The organism is Bradyrhizobium sp. Kon69 (assembly GCF_055807515.1).
Genome location: NZ_JBVVOS010000024.1, coordinates 102903 through 122874, shown reverse-complemented (window position 1 = coordinate 122874; position 19972 = coordinate 102903). Strand labels below are relative to the sequence as shown.

The window sequence follows — 19972 nt, the reverse complement described above, 5'->3', positions numbered from 1 at the left end:
TTCGCGGGCTATCGTCGCCGTTACGACAGGTTGGGCCTGACGCTTTTGCGCAGCCCAAAGGCATGACGCCGCCCTGCCGTACCGGTGTAAGTCCGGTATGTCCCCAAATTTAATTCAATCTCCAAAGGGACATCAAAATGGGTTCTAGCCTCCTCACCAACTCGTCTGCAATGACCGCGCTGCAGACCCTTCGCAACGTCAGCTCGCAGCTCGCGACCACGCAGAACCGGATCTCGACCGGTATGCGCGTGTCCACGGCCTCGGACAACGCTGCCTATTGGTCGATCGCGACGTCGATGCGCTCCGACAATGCCGCGCTCTCCGCGGTCTCCGACTCGCTCGGTCTGTCGGCTGCGACCGTCGACACCGAATATACCGCTCTGACCTCGGTCATCGGCGACAAGGACTCCGGCCTGACCAAGCTCCAGGCGCTGCTGGTCGAAGCCAAGACCGCCGGTATCGACCGCACCAAGATCCAGGCCGACATCACCCAGATCCAGCAGGACATGAAGCTCAAGGCCAGCTCGGCGACCTTCAACGGTATCAACTGGTTGAGCACGACGACCGGCACCACGCCGACGACGTTCAACCTGGTGTCGTCGTACTCGCGTGTCGGCGGTACGCCCACCATCGGCTCCATCACCGTGACGACCGCGAACTACTCGCTCTACACCTCGACGCAGACCGGCATTCTCGACACGGCCGGTTCGACCTCTCCGTCGATCAACACGATGAGCATCTCCGTGCTGACCGACTCGGCCGCTGACCAGACCACGCTCGATGGCTACATCGCGCAGGTCACCGCCGGGATCAACTCGGTGGCGTCGGCCGCCGCCAACCTCGGTGCCGTCAAGAACCGACTCGCGACCAACACGGAATTCGTCAAGACCCTGATGGACTCCGTGGACCGCGGTATCGGCCAGCTCGTCGACGCCGACATGAACGCGGAATCGACCCGCCTTCAGGCGCTCCAGACCCAGCAGCAGCTCGGTGTTCAGGCGCTCTCGATCGCCAACCAGAACAGCCAGAGCATCCTGTCGCTGTTCCGCTAAGCCACGGCTTCGAAAACGACCGTGCTCCTCAGGGAGCACGGTCTCCGCCGTGAGCGGCGGATCCGACGGCACACGACGTGCCCACATCGATTTTCTGAGGCCACATTCCAGGCAACACGCCGTCGCCGATCGCACCGCGATGCGACCGGCCGTCCGCTTGTCGCCGACCCGCGCAATTGCGTCACTCAGTCTCTTGTAAAATTGCAACGCCTCGCCGGCGAACCGACACATTCGTGGTCTCGCGCAACCTTCAGACAAGGTTGGCAGCAGAGTGTCCTCTACGTTCGCATTGGTATGAGGTCACATGCTGTTCAGTCGTGCGCAGATACAGCAACTGCTCAACAATCTGCTGGAGCTTGGGCCGCGACGCCTGATGGCCTTGGGATTGATCGGTTTCGCCGTTCTCGTCACCGTCGTGGGCGGCGCCTATTATCTGAGCCGGCCTGAATTCGAAACGCTCTATACCGGCCTTTCCCGCGAAGACGTGACACGCATGGGTGCAGCGCTGCGCGAGCAGAACATCACCTTCGACGTCAACACCGCCGGCGACGCGGTCTCGGTGCGTCCGAGCCAGACCATGCAGGCGCGGATGCTGCTCGCCGAGAAGGGGCTGCCGACCAGCGCCAATTCCGGCTACGAGCTGTTCGATAAGATCGGCTCGCTCGGTCTGACCTCATTCATGCAGGAGGTCACCAAGCTCCGGGCGCTCGAAGGCGAGATCGCCCGCACGGTGCAGTTGATGAAGGGCGTGAAGGCGGCGCGGGTGCACATCGTGATGCCGGTGCGCGGGTCGTTCCGCGCGACGCAGCAGCCGCCTTCGGCATCGGTCGTGCTGCGTACCGACGGCGCGATCGAGGCGCGCACGGCGCAGTCGATCCGTCATCTCGTCGCGGCGGCCATTCCGGGCATGAGTCGCGACAAGGTCACGGTGCTGGACGCCGACGGTTCGATGCTGCTTGCCGAAGAGGACGAGGCCACTGCCGCTCCGACCAAGATGGCGAGCCTGCAGAAGACGGTCGGCGGAATGGTTCAGGAGAACATCCGCAAGGCGCTGACGCCGTATCTGGGCCTCGACAATTTCGAAGTGAGCGTTGCATCGCAGCTCTCCACCGACAAGCGGCAGACCAACGAGACCGTCTACGATCCCGAAAGCCGCGCCGAGCGCTCGGTCCGGAACGTCCGCGAGAACGAGAAGTCACAGAACGCGGACCGTTCGCAGCCGACCACGGTGCAGCAAAATCTTCCCGACCAGCAGGTGAACGCCGGCGGCACCAAGAATTCCAGCGAAGACAAGACTCGCCGCGAGGACGTCACCAATTTCGAGGTCTCTTCCAAGACCACGACGACGGTGAGCGACGGCTATTCGGTGAAGAAGCTGTTCATTGCCGTGCTGGTGAACCGCGGGCGGCTCATTGCCGACCTCGGCGACAAGAGCAACCAGGCCATCGTCGACAGCAAGCTCGCCGAGATCAGCCAACTCGCAGCCACGGCCGGCGGCCTGGACAAGGCGCGCGGCGACCAGATCCAGGTGACGGCCGTCGATTTCATCGAAGGCTCGCGCGAACTGGCGCCGGTGCCGCCGATCAGCTTCGTCGAGATGATCAACAAGCAGCTCGGCAGCGTCATCAACGCAGTCACGATCCTGGCCGTAGCTTCGATGCTGGTGTGGTTCGGACTTCGTCCTGCGGTCAACGGCATTTTGACCCATCGCGCGGCGCAGGAGCAGACCGAGGCCGCGGAAGCCGCCCAGCTCGAGTCGGCCGCAGGCGCCCTTGCATTGGCGGACAGCGAAGAGGCCGAGCTCAACCTGGTCGAAGATCTCGAAGGCAAGATGCAGCGAACGCCGCAGAAGCGGCTGGAGCAGATTGTCCGTCTCGATCAGATGCAGGCGGCAGCGATCCTTAAAGACTGGATGCGACGCGAGGAGGCGGCATGAACGCGGCAATCGGAAAGCTCCTGACGCAGTTCGACGCGAACGGGCGGGTCAAATCGCCTCCGCCTCCACCGCCGCCCAAAATCCAGGATGTGCTGACGAGGCCGAAGGAAACCCGGCGCGAGCCTCAGCCGCAGCCCCAGACCCATTCGCAACCGCAATCGCAGCCGCAGCTTCAGTCGCCGCCTCCGGCGCCGAAGGTGGAAGCCCCGGCGGCCAATCTCCTGGACGATGCCTTTCGGCGCGGCCATGCGGCCGGCGTCGCAGAAGGCGAGTCCAGGATCGCCGAGGAACGCGTGCGCAGCGCGATCCGGCTCGGTGAAGAGCGGGCCAAGTGGTCCGACCAGCAGGCGGTGGCGGTCGTCAGCGGCTTCGACACGGCTTGCCGCGAAATCGAGAGCAACATCGCGAGCTCCGTTGCGCGGATATTGCTGCCGTTCCTCGCGGACGCGGTTCGCGACAAGGCGATCGGATCGCTGGTCGAGCAGATTGCGGCGCTGACCGGCAATTCGCCGGTGCCGGTGTTCAAGGTCACCGGCCCGAGCGAACTGCTCGACCTGGTGAAGATGCAGCTCGGGACGGCGCGGCGAACCGGCATCGAATATGAGGCCGCCGATACATTCGAGGTTCGCGTCGTGGCCGACCAGACCGTGATCGAGACGCAGATCACGGCCTGGAGCGAGCGTCTGAAAGAGGCGCGCCGGTAGTCCGTCATGAATGAGGTCAAGTCAGAACTCGTCATCATCCGCCGGCGGAGCGCCTTCGACGACGAGAAGCCGCACGGCGGCGTCTGGAAGATCGCCTATGCGGACTTCATGACCGCGATGATGGCGTTCTTCCTGGTGATGTGGCTGATCAATGCGCTCAACCAGGATCAGAAGCAGGTGGTCGCGAGCTATTTCAATCCGATCAAGCTCGCGGAGAACGCACCTGCCCCGAAGGGGCTGAAGGATCTCTCCAAGAAGGAGCCGTCGTCGTTCGACGGCCAGGACGGCAGGCGCCAGCCGGGAGGACCGAGCGAGGAACGTCGCGGTGACTCTCCGACGGCCGAGAAGCCGCCCTTCTACGAGGAGAAGGTCCTGTTCCGCGATCCCTATACGACGCTCGCCGAGATCGCCAGCAGCGCGAACCAGGCCTCGGGCCAGCGGCGCGCCGGCGCTTTGACGTCCGCCGAAGAGGATGGCCTCAAGGGAGGCGACGCCTACCGCGATCCGTTCGATCCCGGCTATTGGAAGCTTGCGCCGCAGGCATCCAAGGATGCCGATCGTATCATCGAGCCCAAGCCCGAGTTGAAGCCGAATGCGTCCGCGCGCGACACTGCGTCGGGCACAGGCGAGGGCGAGCCGCAGGCGCGCCGAGCCAGGCAGGACGATGCCGGCGGAAGCGTGGCTCCGAATGCCGACGCGCCGTCAGCAAGCCTGTCGCCTCTGCTGCCGCCGGGGCCCGCGCCATCGCAGGCCTCACGCGAAGGAAGCGCGCAGCCGGGCGCCCAGGCTGGTAATCAAGCCAATGCCGCCGCGCAGCCGCGTCCAAACGACACGGCGAAGGAATCCGAGCCGCGCGACGCGGCTCAGGCCCAGCAGCTAGCGGTCAAGCAGCTTCAGTCGGCGATCGCGGACGCGCTGTCGGACGTCAAGGCTGGCGCCGGACCGGTGGCCGAGGTGCGTCAGGTTGAGGAAGGCCTGCTGATCAGCCTGACCGACGATGCCAACTTCGGCATGTTCGCGGTCGGCTCTGCTGAGCCGCGGCCCGAACTCATCCGTGTGATCGACAAGATCGGCCCGCTGCTGACGAAGCGTCCCGGCATGATCATCGTCCGCGGCCACACCGACAATCGGCCGTATCGTTCGGAGACCTACGACAACTGGCGGCTGTCGACGGCCCGTGCGCAGATGGCCTATTACATGCTGGTCCGCTCCGGCGTCGATGCGCAGCGGATCGAGCATGTCGAGGGGTATGCCGATCGGCGGCCGAAACTTCAAAACGATCCCGCGGCCGCGCAGAATCGCCGAATCGAGATCATGGTCCGGGAGAAGCGTCCTTGATCAGGCCTCTTCTCCGCGCCGCGCTGCTGATACTGCTGCCGTTCACGGCGGCAGGCGCATTCGCCGAGCCGGCACCGATGCCGCCCCCGCCAGCATCGGCATCGGGCGAGCCATATGAGCTCGTTCGGGCGCTGCAGGCCGTGCAGGACGGCATCGCCAACGGCGATAGCGCGGCGCACGGCAGTCACAGCGCATTGATCCGGCAGATCGGCGAAAAATTTCTCGCCGCCGATCCGGGCGTGTGGAGTAATTCGCAGAACGGCCAGGCCGCTGTCATCTACCTGCTCAGCGGCGGCGCGCCGCAAATCATCCGCAAGCTGCCGCGCGACAAGCTGAACGTCGACGGACGGCTGTTCGATGGCGCGCTTGCCTATGTCGAGGGTCGTCAGGACGAAGCGCGCGAACTGCTCAAGGACGTCAAGCCGCGGACGGTTCCGGCGGGCCTGGGCGGGCAGCTCGCGCTGGTCCAGGGCGCGCTGTTCGCACGCGCCGAGGCATCGCTTGCCATCGAGCGTCTGGATGACGCGCGCCTGCTCTTGCCGGGCACATTGGTGGAGGAGGCCGCGCTGCGGCGCGAGATCCTGCTGGTCGGGCAAGCCGAGGATTTCGACAAGTTCGAGTTCCTGACGCTGGCCTATATCAGGCACTATCGCAACTCGGTCTATGCCGGAGACTTTTGGCAGCGTTTTTCCACCGGTCTGACGCAATCGAGCCTCGCGCTCGACGAGCGTCGGTTTGCGCGGATCACCACCCTGCTGGAGCAGATCGACCGCGCGAGCCGCCTCAAGCTCTATCTCGTCATCGCGCGCACAGCGATGGTGCGCGGAGGGCTGGCCGTGACCCGGCTTGCCGGCGAGCGTGCCCTGACGCTCAGCGCCGATGCCTCGGCGGAGCGCGAGCGGGCGCATTTGTTCCGCGGCGTGTCGCGGGCGCTCGCCGGCGAATATGACGGCGGTCTCGCCGAGTTGAAGGCGCTCGACCGGTCGAAGCTGCCCGAGCGCGACATTCCCTTTCTCAATGCAACGGTGCAGCTCGCACTCGACGTCCGCAAGCCGTTCGCTGGCGGATCCTCCGCCGCAGCCGACAAGCCTCCGGTCACGCCGGCGCGTCTCGATCTCGCGTCGTCGACCGCAACGCTTACGCGCGCGCAGAAGCAGCTCGGCGAGCTCGAACTTCTCACCAGGGATCGCCGTCCATGACGAAGCTCAGTGGAACCTCCGGACAGGTCTTTTCGAGTCTCGCCGAAAGCCTCAACATGCGGGGCACATCGCGCTCCGGGAAGAGCGCCGGAGCGAAAGCGCAGGCGGACTCCTCCTTCAACGATCTGCTGCACACGGTCTCGAGTCTCGCGAAGCGGGCGCTCAACGACGAGGGCGGCGATACGGCGGTGAAAGCCGGAACGCTGCGGACGCGCCTGGCGCACCAGAGCGGGAAGGACGACGCCAACGACGACACGGTGCACGACCGTGCCGCGGCAGTCGAAGAGCCCGGATCGAACGAAAAACCCACCGAGAAATCGTCCGGGAAACATGGATTCCTCGATCCTACCGATCAGGCCGACATCCAGAGCCGATCGAGCATTGCCGGGATTATGGGGCAGGAGATCGTCGCCGGGCCGCCGGTCGTGATGCCGCAGATGCAAGCACCGACCGGCGACAAGAAGGATGCGTCCGGGCGCGACGAGCGGTCTTCCACGACAAAGCGCGACGTTCAGACCATGGGCACGGCGAAGGCGACGACAGCCGAGTCCGCGTCTCCCGCGGCTCCAACCACCCCGCATTCGCAGAGCGCGGCGTCGCACGCGATGGCTGCCGACCAGGCGACATCGCCACAAGGCAGTGAGCCATCGCTGAAGGCAACGGCACCCGGCTTCGAGGCCGTCGCGGCTAATGTCGAGCGTGCCGCCAAGGCTTCGGCGCGGGACGCATTGCCCGAGACGACCAAGGTCACCGTGGTCCAGCAGGAGACCCATCTGCCGCCGGCGCAGTTCAACGCTCCGCAGCAGGTTGCCAACGCCGTTATCACTGAGCTGAAAGAAGCTCCGGCACCGACGGCGTCCGCAGCTGCAGATCTTGCCGCGTCCCAAGCCAATGCGCCCGATCAGCCGCTCAAGATCCTGACCATCAATCTCGAGCCGCCCGCGCTCGGCAATGTCACCGTGCGCCTTCGTCTGGTCGGCAACGAGGTGTCCGTCCACCTCGCTGCCGCGCGCAAGGACACGAGCCAGATGCTGGACCAGCAACGCGACTCGATCCGCGACCTGATGCAGTCGGCGGGCTACGTCGCCGACATTGCGCCCGTTCAGCACGGCTCGCTGGATGGATTCCAGAGCGGCTCCGGCCAGTCGCAGCCGCAGCTTTCGAGCCAGCAGCAGCCATCGTCGCAGTCGCAAGGCACGTTCGACGGTGCGAGCAATTCGTCGGGACAAGCCGACGGCGGCGCCAAGCAGGCCCGACAGGAGCGCCCGTCCAACCAGGAGACGCGTCATGATCAGGACGTGGGGCCGCAGATTCGTCGCGGCCCTGTTTATCTGTAACGCCGGCGCCGCGACTGCTGCGACCGACAATTCGCGCCCGTGCGAGCGCGAGATGGCGCGTGCGTCCCAGCAGCACGGAATTCCGCTCGGCATTCTCTACGCGGTCGGCCTGACCGAGACCGGGCGGCGCGGCGCGCTTCATCCTTACGCGCTCGGCGCAGACGGACAGACCGTATTCGCCAAGGACATGAACGACGCGATCGCTAACTTCGAAGCCATGCGAGCCAAGGGGATCAAGCTGATCGACCTCGGCTGCATGCAGATCAACCATTACTATCACGGCGACAAGTTCGCTTCGGTCCGGGCGATGTTCGATCCCGCAGGGAATGTCGACTACGCCGCGCGCTTCCTGAAGGAGCTGAAGCAGCGCGAAGGTAGCTGGACCATGGCAGTCGCCCGCTACAATGCAGGCCCCAACAACCAGCCAGCGCAGAAGCGCTACGTCTGCCACATCGTCACGCATCTTGTCTCGAGCGGCTTCGGCGCGTGGACCGACAAGGCGCGCTCGTTCTGTCAGCCCAAGACGAGCTGACGACATGAAGTTGTGCATGGTTCCTTTCCATCAGCCCCGCGCAAGCAAAACCCATCATTGTAATTACAACCTACTTAAGGAGCCCAATCCATGAGCCTCTATGGCATTATGCGTACCGGCGTTTCCGGGATGGCCGCGCAGTCCAACAAGCTGTCGACGGTTTCGGACAACATCGCGAACGTCAACACCACCGGCTACAAGCGGGCTTCGACCGAATTCTCCTCGCTGATCCTGAAGAGCGGCTCCGGCAATTACGATTCCGGCGCCGTCGAGACCACCGTCCGCTACGCCATCAGCGATGCCGGACATACGCAATTCACCACATCGAGCACGGATCTTGCCGTTCAAGGCAACGGCTTCTTCGTGGTGTCCGACGCCACCAACACGCAGCAGTTCCTGACGCGGGCCGGCTCGTTCGTCCCGGACAGCCAAGGCAATCTGGTCAATGCGGCCGGCTACTACCTCCTCGGCCAGCCGGGGAAGGTGACTAATTTCTCGCAGAACAGCCTGTCGGGAATGCAGATCGTGAACATCGCCCAGGTCTCGCAGGTGCCCGTGCCATCGACGGCGGGAACGCTCACCACCGGCAATCTGGATCCGACGGCGGCACTCATTGCCGGTCCGCCCGGCCCGGGCGCGTACTCGTCGAAAAGCTCGATCGTGGCCTACGACAATATCGGCCAGCCGGTTAAGGTCGATCTCTATATGTCCCATACCGCGACAGCGGCGGGCTTGGACACCTGGCAAATCCAAGCCTACAACTCGACGACGGGCGCCACGCTCGGCGCGACCGGCACTTATACCTTCGACACGACAACGGCCGGAAAGGGCGCGCTGGCCGCAGCGAGCGCCACGACACTTGCATTTCCGGTCACCGGCGGCGCGACCGTGACCCTCGACTTGTCGAACATGACGCAGGTCGGCACCAACTTCAGCTTCAAGGCCACTGTCAACGGTAGCGTTCCGTCGGCCATCGATAAGGTCGACGTTGACCAGAACGGGTACGTGACCGCCGTGCTCAAGAACGGTCAGCAGCTGACGCTCTACACGCTCATGCTCGCCGACGTGGCGAGCCCCGATAATCTGACGCCCGAGCCGGGCAACGTCTATTCGACCAACCAGAATTCGGGCAACGCCCAGGCCGCGAATGCCGGCACCGGTGGGCTTGGCACGATCCAGTCTGAGGCGCTCGAAGACTCCAACGTCGATCTCGCGGACGAGCTCACCGGGATGATCGAGGCACAGCGCGGCTTCACCGCGAACTCGAAATCGTTCCAGACCGGCGCCGACCTGCTCGACGTCGTCGTCAACCTGAAGCGCTGAATCCTTCCGCACTCGTCCCGGCCAAGAGTAGACCATGTCCCTTACCGCTGCTCTCGACTCCGCTCGCGCATCGCTCATGGCGTCGGGCATCCAGTCGTCGACGATCTCGCGCAACATCGCCGGTGCCAGTGCCGCCGGCTATTCGCGCAAGATCGCCGTATTGGACAATTTCCCCGGGGCCGGCGTTTACGTGGCGGCGATCCAGCGCGCCGCCAGCTCGGGGCTCTACGACAATGTCTTGACCGCAACCTCGACGTCGGCCAAGCAGAGCGCGATCCTTGACGGTCTCCAGAAGATCGCATCTGCCACGGTGGACGATCCGGAACTCGACCAGTCGCCGACGGCGCAGCTCAATGCGCTGAAGAAGGCGCTCCAGCAATATGCCAACGCCCCGGATAACACCACGCTGGCGCAGGCGGCGGTGACGTCCGCCAAGGACATGGCGACCGCGCTCAATCAGGCGACTCTGACCGTGCAGTCGGCCCGCGAGGGCGCGGATGCCGACATGCAAACGTCGGTTCAAAACATCAATCGGTTGCTCTCCCAGTTCCAGACCGTCAACACCGCGATCGTGAAGGGTACGATCTCCGGCGACGACATCACGGACTACCTCGACCAGCGCGACAGCATCGTCTCGCAGATGTCGCAGGAGGTCGGGGTCTCGATGTCGCTCCGTCCCAACGGCGACGCGGCGCTCTATACCGACAGCGGCGTCGTGCTGTTCGACAAGATAGCGCGCACGGTGAGCTTTGCGCCGACGAACGCCTATACGGCCGGCACCACCGGCAATGCCGTCTATATCGACGGCGTTCCGGTGACCGGCGCCAATTCAGTGATGCCGCTCAAGTCCGGCAAGCTTGCTGGCCTGGCCCAGCTGCGCGACAATGATACGGTTACTTACCAGAGCCAGCTCGACGAAATCGCGCGCGGCCTGGTCGATGCCTTCAAGGAAAGTGACCAGTCGCCTGTTCCGACGCTGCCCGACGTCCCCGGTCTCTTCACCTATCCCGGCGCGCCGGCAATGCCCGCGAGCGCCACCGTCTTGGTGGGCCTCGCTGGTACGATTTCCGTTGCTGCATCGGTCGATCCGGCCCAGGGCGGCAATCCCAATCTGCTGCGCGACGGTGCGATCAGCGGCAACGTCGCATACCAATACAATACCGCCGGCAATGGCGGTTACTCGACCCGGCTGCAGCAGCTCATCGGCGCCATGGATGCGTCGCAGCCGTTCGATGCAACCACGCAAGGCAAGCCGAACGGCAGCTTGATCGACTTCGCGTCGTCTTCGACGAGCTGGATCGAAAACCAGCGCAAGACCGCCGATTCCAACGTCACCTACCAGAAAACGCTGCTCGACCGCAGCACCGCGGCGCTGTCGAACGTCAGCGGCGTCAACATGGACGACGAGATGTCGTTGATGCTCCAGGTCGAGCGCACCTATTCGGCCTCGTCGAAGATCATCTCGACCGTCGACGAAATGTTGCAGAGCCTGCTGGCTGCCGTGGGAAATTAAGTCATGATGAGCGCGAACTACATCTCGACCTTGATGCTGTCTTCGTCGTTGAGGTCCTCGATCACCAACAATCAGGCCGCGCTGGCCAAGGCCTCGAAGGAAGCCACCACCGGCCGCTTCGCCGATGTCGGCCTCGAGCTTGGCGCCACGACGGGAGGCGACGTCACCCTGCGGGCGGATTTGAGCTTCGCCGATCAACTCGTCGATACCAACGGGCTGGTCTCGGGACGCCTGGACATCACGCAGAGCCGGATCACCCAGCTTGGTTCGACCGCAACGGACTTCCTCAAGGACCTGATCGCGGCGCGCAGCACCGACGGCGGCGGGCGGATCATCCTGCCGCCTGCGTCCTCCAACCTCCAGGATCTGATCGGCGCGCTGAACGTCTCCTATAACGGCTCGTCACTCTTTGCGGGCATCAACACGCAGAACACGCCGATCACGGCCTACACCGCGGGCTCGGCCAGCAAGAACCAGGTCGATGCCGACTTCCTTGCGACCTTCGGCTTCTCGCAATCATCGCCCAGCGTGAACACCATTACCCCGGCCCAGATGCAGACCTTCCTCGACACCACCTTCGATGCCGAGTTCGCGAGCCCGGCCTGGAACACCAATTGGTCATCGGCGACCGACCAGGTCATGCAAAGCCGTATCTCCACGACCGAGATCGCCGATACCTCCGTCAGCGCCAATCAGACTGGCTTCCGCAAGCTCGCCGAGGCCTACACCATGATGGCGGATCTCGGGAACGCGAACCTGGACCAAGCGACGTTCCAGGTCGTCGTGGACAAGGCCATCGGCCTTGTCGGAAACGCCATCACTGACCTTGCGACCCTCGGCGGCGACATCGGTACGGTCCAGCAGCGGATCACCTCCGCAACCGACAAGCTCAAGACCCAGCAGGATATTCTGAACAATCAGATCGTCGGCATAGAGAAGGTCGATCCGACGGAAGCCTCCGTGAGGGTCAACACCTTGCAGACGCAGATCCAGACGGCACTTGCGCTCACCTCGCAGCTCCAGAAGATCAGCCTCATCAACTATCTCTGAGTCCAGCTCCTTCGTAAGGCGCGTAACCCTTGTCTTGTTGTTCGGTCTCCTGCGCAGAGTTGTCCTGATGACGTTTGAAGCCTATGAATCGGTCGTCGACGAGAGCGGCTATGAGGCGCGGGGCCGCGAGCGGCAGGCGCTCAGCCTCGGCATCGACCGGCTCGAGCGGATCCAGGAGGACCGCTTCAGCCTCGAGGATCTGGTCGAGAGCCTGCTCTATGTGCGGCGGCTGTGGACGATCTTCATTGAGGATCTCGCGCATCCGGAAAACGGGCTTCCGGAAAAGCTGCGCGCCGACATCATCTCGATCGGGCTGTGGGTGGTCAAGGAAGCCGACCGCCTTCGCGAAGAAAAGTCGAATGACGTGATCCAGCTCATCGAAATCAACCGCCTGATCCGAGACGCACTTTGATGAAGATATCCTTGCGTGCAGGCGAACGGGTCTACATCAACGGCGCGGTGCTGCGCGTGGACCGCAAGGTCTCCGTCGAGCTCGTCAATGACGTGATGTTCCTGCTCGAAGGGCAGATCATGCAGGCCTCCGACGCCACAACGGCGCTGCGGCAGCTCTATTTCATCGTCCAGCTCATGCTGATGAATCCGACCGATGTTCGGGATGCCTCGGCTCTGTACGGGCAACATCATGCCGCTCTGCTCGCCGTGTGCGAGAGCCAGGAGATGCTGGTCGGGCTTGGCGCGGTCGACGACCTGGTCGGGGCGAGCCGTTACTTCGAGGCGCTCAAGCGGATCCGGGCACTGTTTCCGGTGGAGCAGGCCATCCTGGCCGGCGCCAAGATCGATTCCCCATTCGAGGCTGCCTGACAGCGGAGAGCGATATGAACGTCACCAGCGCGACCGATAGTACCAACAAGTCAACCAACACGACAACGACGACGTCGAGCACCGGGGTCGACTACAACACGTTTCTTCAGCTCCTCGTCGCGGAGATGAAGAATCAGGATCCGACCAATCCGATGGATACCTCGCAATATATGAGCCAGTTTGCGCAGCTCTCGTCGGTCGAGCAGGCGATGCAGACCAATACCAAGCTCGACGCTCTGCTGTCTTCGCAATCGCTGTCGCAGGCCAATGGACTGATCGGAAAGACCGTCAGCTTCACGGACTCGACCGGAGCGAGCTTCAGCGGCAAGGTCGCTTCGGTCTCCATCAACAGCGACGGCTCCATCGCGACACTCGACAACGGTACGAAAGTCGCGGTCGGCCCCGGTCTCACGATCAGCCAGTCATGAACGAACGGGATGCCCTCGACATCGTCCAGGCGGCGATCTGGACCATCATCGTCGCCTCCGGGCCTGCCGTCGGTGCCGCGATGCTGGTCGGCACCATCATCGCGCTGATCCAGGCGCTGACCCAGATCCAGGAGGTGACGCTGACCTTCGTTCCGAAGATCATCGTCATTCTCGTGGTCGTCGCCATCTCCGGCTCCTTCATCGGAGCCCATCTCTCCACCTTCACCGAGATGGTCTATTCGCACATCGAGCGCGGCTTCTGATCCGGGCGGTCCCGGCCGCCTCTGCCACCACCCCCGCGTAAGCTTTGCACGGCAGATTACGGACCGGATCCTCTGCCGGTGACCCATGTCCGATACGTTAGCTGCTAGCCTGCCGACCCCGCGACGATTGGGCGCCGACGCCTTTTTCGCAGGCGGCATCGTGGCCATGCTCACGATCCTGTTCCTGCCGATACCGCCGATCCTGATCGATCTCGGCCTCGCATTCTCGATCGCGCTGTCGGCGCTGATCCTGATGGTCGCGCTGTGGATCCAGCGTCCGCTCGATTTCTCGGCCTTCCCGACCGTGCTCCTGATCGCGACGATCCTGCGGCTTGCACTCAACGTCGCAACGACCCGTCTCATCCTGTCGCGCGGCGGGGAGGGGGAAAACGCCGCGGGCCACGTCGTTGCCGGCTTCTCCAAGTTCGTCATGGGCGGCGACTTCGTCATCGGCTTGATCATCTTCGCGATTCTGGTCACGGTGAACTTCGTCGTGATCACCAAGGGCGCGACGCGTATCGCCGAAGTCGGCGCCCGCTTCACCCTGGATGCGATCCCCGGCAAGCAGATGGCGATCGACGCGGATCTGTCCGCGGGCCTGATCGACGACAAGGAAGCCCAGCGCCGGCGGCGCGAGCTGGAAGAGGAGAGCGCGTTCTTCGGCGCCATGGACGGTGCCTCGAAATTCGTCCGCGGCGACGCGGTCGCCGGCCTGATCATCACCGCGATCAACATTTTCGGCGGTATCATCATCGGCGTGACGCATCACGGATTGACGCTGGCACGCGCCGCCGACGTCTACACCAAGCTCTCCGTGGGCGACGGTCTGGTAACGCAGATGCCCGCGTTGATCGTGTCGCTGTCGGCGGGCCTGCTCGTCTCGAAGGGCGGCACCAGAGGTTCGGCCGAGCAGGCGGTGTTGCGGCAGCTCGGCGGCTATCCGCGCGCGGTGTCGGCCGCCGCACTGATGATGTTCGTGCTCGCCTTGATGCCGGGGCTGCCGACGGCGCCCTTCCTGCTGCTCGGCGGCGTCATGGCCTTCGTCGGATACTCGCTGCCGAGGCGGCAGGCAGCCCTGAAGCAGAAGGAAGATGCGCGCAAGGCCGACGAACGCGCCCAGGTCGATGCCAAGGAGTCCGTCAAGGAATCGCTCAAGACCGCGGAGATCGAGCTGGCGCTCGGCGGCCACCTCTCGGTCCATCTACTGGGCTCGCGCAACGAGCTGGCGCACCGCGTGGCCAAGATCCGCAAGAAGTTCGCCAAGCAGTACGGCTTCGTGGTTCCCGAGATCAAGCTCACCGACAATTTGTCGATCGATCCCAAGGGATACCAGATCCGGATCCACGACACCCGCGTCGCCCAGGGCGAGCTCAGGCTTGGCGAAGTGCTGGTGCTGGTCGACAAGGATGGCAAGCCGGACGTTCCCGGCGAAGAGGTGATCGAGCCGGCCTTCGGCATGAAGGCGCTGTGGGTGACGGACGCGTTCACCGACGAGGTCAAGCGCCAGGGCTGCAAGCCGGTCGACAATCTGTCGGTGCTGCTCACGCATCTGAGCGAAGTGATCAGGGCCAACCTCGCCCAGCTTCTGTCCTACAAGGACATGCGCGGCCTGCTCGACCGGCTCGATCCCGAATACAAGCGCCTGGTCGAGGATCTCTGCCCGTCGCAGATATCGTATTCGGGGCTGCTTGCGATCCTGAAGATCCTGCTGGCCGAGCGCGTGTCGATCCGCAATCTCCATCTGATCCTCGAAGCCATCGCCGAGATCGCGCCCCATGTGCGGCGCTCCGAGCAGGTGGCAGAGCATGTGCGTACGCGTCTTGCCCAGCAGATTTGCGGCGATCTCTCCGACAATGGCGTGCTCAACGTAGTCCGTCTCGGCAACCGTTGGGATCTCGCGTTCCACCAGAGCCTGAAGCGCGACGCCAAGGGCGACGTCGTCGAATTCGACGCCGATCCGCGCCTGATCGAGCAGTTTGCGACCGAAGCCAGCGCGGCGATCCGCAAGTTCACCGAGAACGGCACCAGCGTGGTGCTGGCGGTGACCCCGGAAGCGCGTCCCTACGTCCGGATGATCCTGGAGCGGGTCTTTCCGACCCTGCCGATCCTGTCGCATGTCGAGGTCGCGCGCAGCACCGAGATCAGGGCACTCGGAGCCATATCGTGATCAGCGGCCTCACCGACAGCGTGCTGGTGACGTTCATCGTGTTCTGCCGCATCGGTGCCTGCCTGATGCTGGTGCCCGGCTATTCCAGCGTCAACGTTCCGGCCCAGGTCCGCTTGTTCGTCGCGCTCGTCACGACGTTTGCGCTGACGCCGATCCTGATCGCCGTCCTGAAACCACTTACGGACAACGCGGCGCCGCTGACCCTTGTGCTGCTGATCTGTTCCGAGCTCGTGGTCGGCAGCGTCATCGGGCTCGGCGGTCGCGTGTTCTTTCTCGCACTCCAGACCATGGCCACCGTGATGGCCAGTGCAATCGGGCTGAGCAACATCCCGGGGACGCCGGTCGGCGACACCGATCCGGCGCCGGCCCTGGTGCCGCTGATCATGACATCCGTCACCACGCTGTTCTTCATGACCGACCAGCACTGGCAGGTCCTGCGCGGGCTGATGAACTCCTACGACGTCTGGCATCCGGGCGACCGGCTCGGCGGCAGCATGCCGCTCGACCAGCTCGTCGGCCGGCTGTCGGAGGCATTCGTGCTGACGCTGCGGATCGCCAGCCCTTTCATCGTCTATTCGGTGGTCGTCAACCTGGCGGTCGGCCTGATCAACAAGCTGACGCCGGCGATTCCGGTCTATTTCATCTCGGTACCCTTCGTGCTGTTCGGCGGCTTCCTGCTGCTCTACCTCACCAGCGACGAGCTCCTGACGCAATTCATGCTCGGCGTCTCGTCGTGGCTGGCGGAGTGATCGGTCATGACGTCGCGCGCGGATAAGCTCGGCCGGATGGTCTCCCTCGTGAAGCTCCAGCTCCGGCTGTCAGAGTGGCAGCTCGCGCATCTGCGGCAGCAGGAGCGCAGCTTGCAGGACGAGCAGGAATGGCTAGTCGGGACTCTCAACGAGAGGAAGCCGCCGGCGGGATCATCGAGCGAATCGATCGCGCGGCGTCTGACCAGAACCAGCGTCGGCGCGCGCGCGATTCAGGCGCAGGCCTCGCAGCAGCTCGACCAGGTTCGCGCGGAGAGCCGCCGTGTGAAGCAGTTCGAGCAGGTCGCGAAGGCGGCGCTCGCGGACAAGCTTCGCGACGCCGAGAAGCGATCGCTCGAGGAGATGACGGGAACAAGCCTCACCGAGCGCGAGTGGACGCCACGGCCAGCCAATCGGACCAAGACATGATCGTGACAGCGACACCCGACCTCGTTCTCGACGTCCTCGATGCCGCCGATCCCGTGACGCAGCGCGCAGCCACCGCGAAGCTCGACGCGTTGAAATCATCGGACGCGGATTTCGCCGCCACGATGGACGCGGAGGTCGGCAAGGCGAAGGCCAAGACGGCTGCTGCCGATCAATCCGGGACGAAGGTTTCGGAACCGCAGTCGAGCGCGGTGAACGGGGCGCCGGTGCAAGTGATCAAGGCGCCGGCATCCGGCGAGGTGTACCGCAAGTTCGAGGCCTTCATCCTCCAGACCTTCGTCGAGACGATGTTGCCGAAGGAGTCGGAGGAGGTCTTTGGGAAGGGCACGGCGGGCGGCGTCTGGAAGTCGATGCTGGCGGAGCAACTTGGTGCGCAGTTGGCAAAGGGCAAGGGCATTGGCATTGCCAAGCAGCTTGCTGCCGCGCATCCGGCGGGACCGGACGCTACGGGCAAGGCCGGATGATGATTCGGGAATGGGTGACAGAAGTTGAAGGGTGAATTTCCTATGCAGGCACAAGAAGGCGCGGCGGCCATGGTGATGGAGCAGCCGGCCGTAGACACCGAGGCGATGACGACGGCGGCCGTGTCGGGGGATGCCCTGTTGCCCGTGCTGCTGCCGAATGTCGGTGGCGAGGTGGCGAACGACGGTGCCGACGCGGCGAGATCGGACGAGGTGCGCGGCCTGTTGGCTGCGATCCGCCGGCTCGAAGGAATCGTCGAAGAGGAGACGGCCGCGCTTGCGACGGGCAAGAAGATTGACTTCGACGAATTCAGCGCCCGGAAGAGCCGGAGCATGCTGGAATTCGTCCGCCTGATGCGGGCACGAATGCATCTCGGCGGCGAGGTCGAGATCACCGAAGAGGTCCAGCGGCTGCGCGAGAAGCTCGAGCGAAACCGTTCCATCCTCGAAATGCATTACGATGCGGTGCGCGAGGTTGCGACCATCATCGTCAAGGCCATCAAGGACGCCGAGTCGGACGGCACCTATACCGGTCGCGCAGCACAGGACGGAAAATGATCAGACTCGTGCTGGCCGGGCTCTGGGTATGCATCCTCACCGCGGGAACGAGCTATGCCGTGGCCTATTGGAAGGAAAATGGCAGTCTGCTGCCGGCAAAGGACGAATACCTCGAAGGGCTGCAGTACCAGAAGACGCGGGCGCTGAGCGTGCCCATGGTCGAGAGTGGCAACGTGCAGGGCTACATCGTCGCGCGCTTCGTCTATACCGTAGAGGCGCGGACCATGCATCAGCTCAACGTTCCGCCCGAGCCGTTCGTCGTCGATGAAGCCTTCCGCAGGATCTATGCCGACGACCGCCTCGATTTCAGAAAACTCGCCCGTTACGACCTCTCCATCCTCACGGCGGCCATCAAGCAGCGTGTCAACGAACGAATGCAGGCCGAAGTCGTCCAGGACGTCCTTGTCGAGGACTTCAATTACGTGTCGAAGGAAGAATTCCAGCAGAAGCCCTAGGACATTACCGGTTCTGATTGAATCAGAAGCGAGCCTCTAGAATTATACTTACACGCGAGCCGCAGCGCCGGGACTGCCGCGCTCTATTCGCCGTTGACGTCGCAGAAACTACAACGGCCTCTGCGAAGGTGGTTCGCAGAGGCCGTTGTCGGTTTCGTGGCAGCGCGCTGCCGATCAGTTTCCGGCCGGATACGCCACTGGGGCGGTATGCGCCCTGTTCAGCAGGATGCCGACTTCGTCGAGCTCCTGCATCGGCACGTCGATGGTCTCGCCGGCCGGGATGTCGAGGCGGTATCCGACGTAACGCCGGGCCACGATTGCATCGAAGCCGAGGCGGTCGCGGAGCTTCTTGCGCAGTTTGCTGACGTGGCTCTCGATCACGCTCTCGTCGAATGTCGCTTCGAAGATGCCGTAGACCGCGTTGAAGATCTGCGTCTTGGTGACCCACTTGCCGTGGTTGCTGACCATATATTCGAGAATGCGCAGTTCGCGGCGGGGCAGGGTGAGGGCGTGGCCAGCGATCTCGGGGTCGCGTCCGTTGAAGAAGACCTGGATCCTGGTCTCGCAGGGCCTCGGCAGTTCCCCGACCCGGCGGCGCGCAATCGCGGCCGTTCGGGCGAGGATCTCGCGGAGGTGAATCGGCACGTGGACGACGTCATCGACGCCCGATTCGAAGAGCTCCAGCGTGTTCTTGAGCATCTTCTGGCCGCTCATGGCGATGATCGGCGCCGAGGAGCGCTTGCGCATTGCCCGCGGCAGGCTTCCGCGGGTGTCGCAATCCCCGAGGAGGAAGGCGTCCACCGCGGCCAGATCCGATTCACTCGCGGATTGCAGCCAGTCCCAGAATTCTCCGGAGGAGAAGCCGATCGACGATACACCTTCGCGAACGAGCCCTCCGACATAGCTGTTCGCGACGCTCTCGCGATCATCAACGATAATATACATCAGTTTTCGCCCCTGTTTCGCACTTGTTACGGCCGGTTGGTTGTTGTGATGCCCGGCTCGGCAACTGTGCTGTTTGACGATATTCCTTCCCGCGAACCGTTATTATGGTTTCGATATTCGCGGGCAGCCCTACGCATTCAGTGCCTGCGTCTCGCAGGCCTGCTACTTCGACTCGATACTGAACGCTTACTGCGTGAGGCTCGGCGGGTGTCTTGCGGATCACCTCGCGGAGCGGATTGAGAAAGCGACCTAGAACAGTTGCGCCAAGTTGCTCATTGCATCCGAACGCTACTGTACTGTGTCGATCCCCTCGCCAACTGGCGAGAATCACTTGAGTAGGACCGTAACAATTGCCGATTTCCGATCAAGCGTGCGCAACTAAGCGTTTGCTACACGTGCTTGATGCTGTTGATTCGGTTCGAGTTGTTTCTTGGTATATTCAATCGCATCAGTTGATTTGGAATTCGAACTAGTTTTGCACCCTGGCGGTTCTAAAGTTCCGCATCCCCGTATGATTACAGCTATTTTGGATGGTGCTGCGCTTCATGCACATTGATGGGTTTTCAACCCGGGATTGACTCCCGCGATCATCTTTGCACATGCGACAATTCGACTCATGTATGGCGAGGCGACTCCAGCTTGGCGAAATCTTGGCGAGGGTGTGTCTTTCGAGTCGCACTCTCGCCACGTGCGTGA

Annotated in this window: 21 protein-coding genes; 20 read left to right on the top strand and 1 reads right to left on the bottom strand. The window is 63.5% G+C overall.

The window, feature by feature from the left end; genetic code table 11:
- Nucleotides 1–137 precede the first annotated feature (137 nt).
- The 20 genes from AC0L3U_RS28640 (at nucleotide 138) to AC0L3U_RS28545 (ending at nucleotide 18331) form a co-directional block, all read left to right on the top strand.
- A complete protein-coding gene (locus AC0L3U_RS28640) occupies nucleotides 138–1052 on the top strand; it encodes a flagellin N-terminal helical domain-containing protein (protein WP_456768218.1) in 915 nt (304 codons plus the stop codon).
- 304 nt (nucleotides 1053–1356) lie between these two features.
- Entirely contained in the window at nucleotides 1357–2988 is a 1632-nt protein-coding gene (fliF, locus tag AC0L3U_RS28635) for a flagellar basal-body MS-ring/collar protein FliF (protein WP_027519855.1), read from the top strand.
- Nucleotides 2985–3692, top strand: coding sequence for a hypothetical protein (locus tag AC0L3U_RS28630; RefSeq protein WP_473364071.1), 708 nt, complete (start codon nucleotides 2985–2987; stop codon nucleotides 3690–3692). The genes fliF and AC0L3U_RS28630 overlap by 4 nt, the downstream gene beginning before the upstream one ends.
- Nucleotides 3693–3698: 6 nt before the next feature.
- Nucleotides 3699–5030 (top strand): MotB family protein, encoded by a 1332-nt coding sequence (locus tag AC0L3U_RS28625; protein ID WP_473364070.1) that lies wholly within the window; start codon nucleotides 3699–3701, stop codon nucleotides 5028–5030.
- Nucleotides 5027–6229, top strand: a complete 1203-nt coding sequence (locus AC0L3U_RS28620; protein WP_473364069.1) for a chemotaxis protein — start codon at nucleotides 5027–5029, stop codon at nucleotides 6227–6229. Before AC0L3U_RS28625 ends, AC0L3U_RS28620 begins: the two co-directional genes overlap by 4 nt.
- Nucleotides 6226–7566, top strand: coding sequence for a flagellar hook-length control protein FliK (fliK, locus tag AC0L3U_RS28615; RefSeq protein WP_473364068.1), 1341 nt, complete (start codon nucleotides 6226–6228; stop codon nucleotides 7564–7566). The genes AC0L3U_RS28620 and fliK overlap by 4 nt, the downstream gene beginning before the upstream one ends.
- A complete protein-coding gene (locus AC0L3U_RS28610; RefSeq protein ID WP_473364067.1) occupies nucleotides 7517–8098 on the top strand; it encodes a transglycosylase SLT domain-containing protein in 582 nt (193 codons plus the stop codon). Before fliK ends, AC0L3U_RS28610 begins: the two co-directional genes overlap by 50 nt.
- Nucleotides 8099–8188: 90 nt before the next feature.
- Entirely contained in the window at nucleotides 8189–9421 is a 1233-nt protein-coding gene (locus tag AC0L3U_RS28605) for a flagellar hook protein FlgE (RefSeq protein ID WP_027570491.1), read from the top strand.
- Nucleotides 9422–9455: 34 nt separating this feature from the next.
- Nucleotides 9456–10934: a flagellar hook-associated protein FlgK gene (flgK, locus tag AC0L3U_RS28600; protein ID WP_473364066.1), complete on the top strand. Its 1479-nt coding sequence runs from the start codon at nucleotides 9456–9458 to the stop codon at nucleotides 10932–10934.
- A 3-nt stretch (nucleotides 10935–10937) separates the two neighbouring features.
- Nucleotides 10938–11984 carry a flagellar hook-associated family protein gene (locus AC0L3U_RS28595; RefSeq protein ID WP_027570493.1) on the top strand — a complete coding sequence of 349 codons (1047 nt, stop codon included), beginning with the start codon at nucleotides 10938–10940 and terminating at the stop codon, nucleotides 11982–11984.
- 67 nt (nucleotides 11985–12051) lie between these two features.
- Nucleotides 12052–12396, top strand: coding sequence for a flagellar biosynthesis regulator FlaF (flaF, locus tag AC0L3U_RS28590; RefSeq protein WP_027570494.1), 345 nt, complete (start codon nucleotides 12052–12054; stop codon nucleotides 12394–12396).
- Complete coding sequence (flbT, locus tag AC0L3U_RS28585; RefSeq protein WP_027519845.1) at nucleotides 12396–12806, top strand: flagellar biosynthesis repressor FlbT; 411 nt, start codon at nucleotides 12396–12398, stop codon at nucleotides 12804–12806. The genes flaF and flbT overlap by 1 nt, the downstream gene beginning before the upstream one ends.
- A gap of 14 nt (nucleotides 12807–12820) precedes the next feature.
- Nucleotides 12821–13234, top strand: coding sequence for a flagellar hook assembly protein FlgD (gene flgD / locus AC0L3U_RS28580; protein ID WP_473364065.1), 414 nt, complete (start codon nucleotides 12821–12823; stop codon nucleotides 13232–13234).
- On the top strand, nucleotides 13231–13497 hold the full coding sequence (fliQ, locus tag AC0L3U_RS28575; RefSeq protein WP_008130649.1) for a flagellar biosynthesis protein FliQ: 267 nt from the start codon (nucleotides 13231–13233) through the stop codon (nucleotides 13495–13497). The genes flgD and fliQ overlap by 4 nt, the downstream gene beginning before the upstream one ends.
- An 85-nt stretch (nucleotides 13498–13582) precedes the next feature.
- Entirely contained in the window at nucleotides 13583–15664 is a 2082-nt protein-coding gene (gene flhA / locus AC0L3U_RS28570; protein WP_007595850.1) for a flagellar biosynthesis protein FlhA, read from the top strand.
- Nucleotides 15661–16413 (top strand): flagellar biosynthesis protein FliR, encoded by a 753-nt coding sequence (gene fliR, locus AC0L3U_RS28565; protein ID WP_027570497.1) that lies wholly within the window; start codon nucleotides 15661–15663, stop codon nucleotides 16411–16413. Before flhA ends, fliR begins: the two co-directional genes overlap by 4 nt.
- Before the next feature lie 6 nt (nucleotides 16414–16419).
- Nucleotides 16420–16839: a hypothetical protein gene (locus tag AC0L3U_RS28560; protein ID WP_473364064.1), complete on the top strand. Its 420-nt coding sequence runs from the start codon at nucleotides 16420–16422 to the stop codon at nucleotides 16837–16839.
- Entirely contained in the window at nucleotides 16836–17321 is a 486-nt protein-coding gene (locus tag AC0L3U_RS28555; protein ID WP_456768232.1) for a rod-binding protein, read from the top strand. Before AC0L3U_RS28560 ends, AC0L3U_RS28555 begins: the two co-directional genes overlap by 4 nt.
- A 42-nt stretch (nucleotides 17322–17363) precedes the next feature.
- The gene (locus AC0L3U_RS28550) at nucleotides 17364–17876 is read left to right on the top strand and encodes a flagellar biosynthesis protein FlgN (RefSeq protein WP_473364063.1); all 513 of its coding nucleotides are present in this window, start codon (nucleotides 17364–17366) and stop codon (nucleotides 17874–17876) included.
- Nucleotides 17873–18331: a hypothetical protein gene (locus AC0L3U_RS28545; protein ID WP_473364062.1), complete on the top strand. Its 459-nt coding sequence runs from the start codon at nucleotides 17873–17875 to the stop codon at nucleotides 18329–18331. The genes AC0L3U_RS28550 and AC0L3U_RS28545 overlap by 4 nt, the downstream gene beginning before the upstream one ends.
- A gap of 174 nt (nucleotides 18332–18505) precedes the next feature.
- Here the strand turns inward: AC0L3U_RS28545 and AC0L3U_RS28540 are convergent, their stop codons facing one another.
- Nucleotides 18506–19276 (bottom strand): response regulator transcription factor, encoded by a 771-nt coding sequence (locus AC0L3U_RS28540; protein ID WP_473294921.1) that lies wholly within the window; start codon nucleotides 19274–19276, stop codon nucleotides 18506–18508.
- Nucleotides 19277–19972: the final 696 nt, after the last annotated feature.

Bases quoted from the DNA above. Each gene is read 5' to 3' on its own strand.
- AC0L3U_RS28640 (WP_456768218.1), top strand. From the start codon at position 138: ATGGGTTCTAGCCTCCTCACCAACTCGTCTGCAATGACCGCGCTGCAG.
- fliF (WP_027519855.1), top strand. From the start codon at position 1,357: ATGCTGTTCAGTCGTGCGCAGATACAGCAACTGCTCAACAATCTGCTG.
- AC0L3U_RS28630 (WP_473364071.1), top strand. From the start codon at position 2,985: ATGAACGCGGCAATCGGAAAGCTCCTGACGCAGTTCGACGCGAACGGG.
- AC0L3U_RS28625 (WP_473364070.1), top strand. From the start codon at position 3,699: ATGAATGAGGTCAAGTCAGAACTCGTCATCATCCGCCGGCGGAGCGCC.
- fliK (WP_473364068.1), top strand. From the start codon at position 6,226: ATGACGAAGCTCAGTGGAACCTCCGGACAGGTCTTTTCGAGTCTCGCC.
- AC0L3U_RS28610 (WP_473364067.1), top strand. From the start codon at position 7,517: ATGATCAGGACGTGGGGCCGCAGATTCGTCGCGGCCCTGTTTATCTGT.
- AC0L3U_RS28605 (WP_027570491.1), top strand. From the start codon at position 8,189: ATGAGCCTCTATGGCATTATGCGTACCGGCGTTTCCGGGATGGCCGCG.
- flgK (WP_473364066.1), top strand. From the start codon at position 9,456: ATGTCCCTTACCGCTGCTCTCGACTCCGCTCGCGCATCGCTCATGGCG.
- AC0L3U_RS28595 (WP_027570493.1), top strand. From the start codon at position 10,938: ATGATGAGCGCGAACTACATCTCGACCTTGATGCTGTCTTCGTCGTTG.
- flaF (WP_027570494.1), top strand. From the start codon at position 12,052: ATGACGTTTGAAGCCTATGAATCGGTCGTCGACGAGAGCGGCTATGAG.
- flbT (WP_027519845.1), top strand. From the start codon at position 12,396: ATGAAGATATCCTTGCGTGCAGGCGAACGGGTCTACATCAACGGCGCG.
- flgD (WP_473364065.1), top strand. From the start codon at position 12,821: ATGAACGTCACCAGCGCGACCGATAGTACCAACAAGTCAACCAACACG.
- fliQ (WP_008130649.1), top strand. From the start codon at position 13,231: ATGAACGAACGGGATGCCCTCGACATCGTCCAGGCGGCGATCTGGACC.
- flhA (WP_007595850.1), top strand. From the start codon at position 13,583: ATGTCCGATACGTTAGCTGCTAGCCTGCCGACCCCGCGACGATTGGGC.
- AC0L3U_RS28560 (WP_473364064.1), top strand. From the start codon at position 16,420: ATGACGTCGCGCGCGGATAAGCTCGGCCGGATGGTCTCCCTCGTGAAG.
- AC0L3U_RS28555 (WP_456768232.1), top strand. From the start codon at position 16,836: ATGATCGTGACAGCGACACCCGACCTCGTTCTCGACGTCCTCGATGCC.
- AC0L3U_RS28550 (WP_473364063.1), top strand. From the start codon at position 17,364: ATGCAGGCACAAGAAGGCGCGGCGGCCATGGTGATGGAGCAGCCGGCC.
- AC0L3U_RS28545 (WP_473364062.1), top strand. From the start codon at position 17,873: ATGATCAGACTCGTGCTGGCCGGGCTCTGGGTATGCATCCTCACCGCG.
- AC0L3U_RS28540 (WP_473294921.1), bottom strand. From the start codon at position 19,276: ATGTATATTATCGTTGATGATCGCGAGAGCGTCGCGAACAGCTATGTC.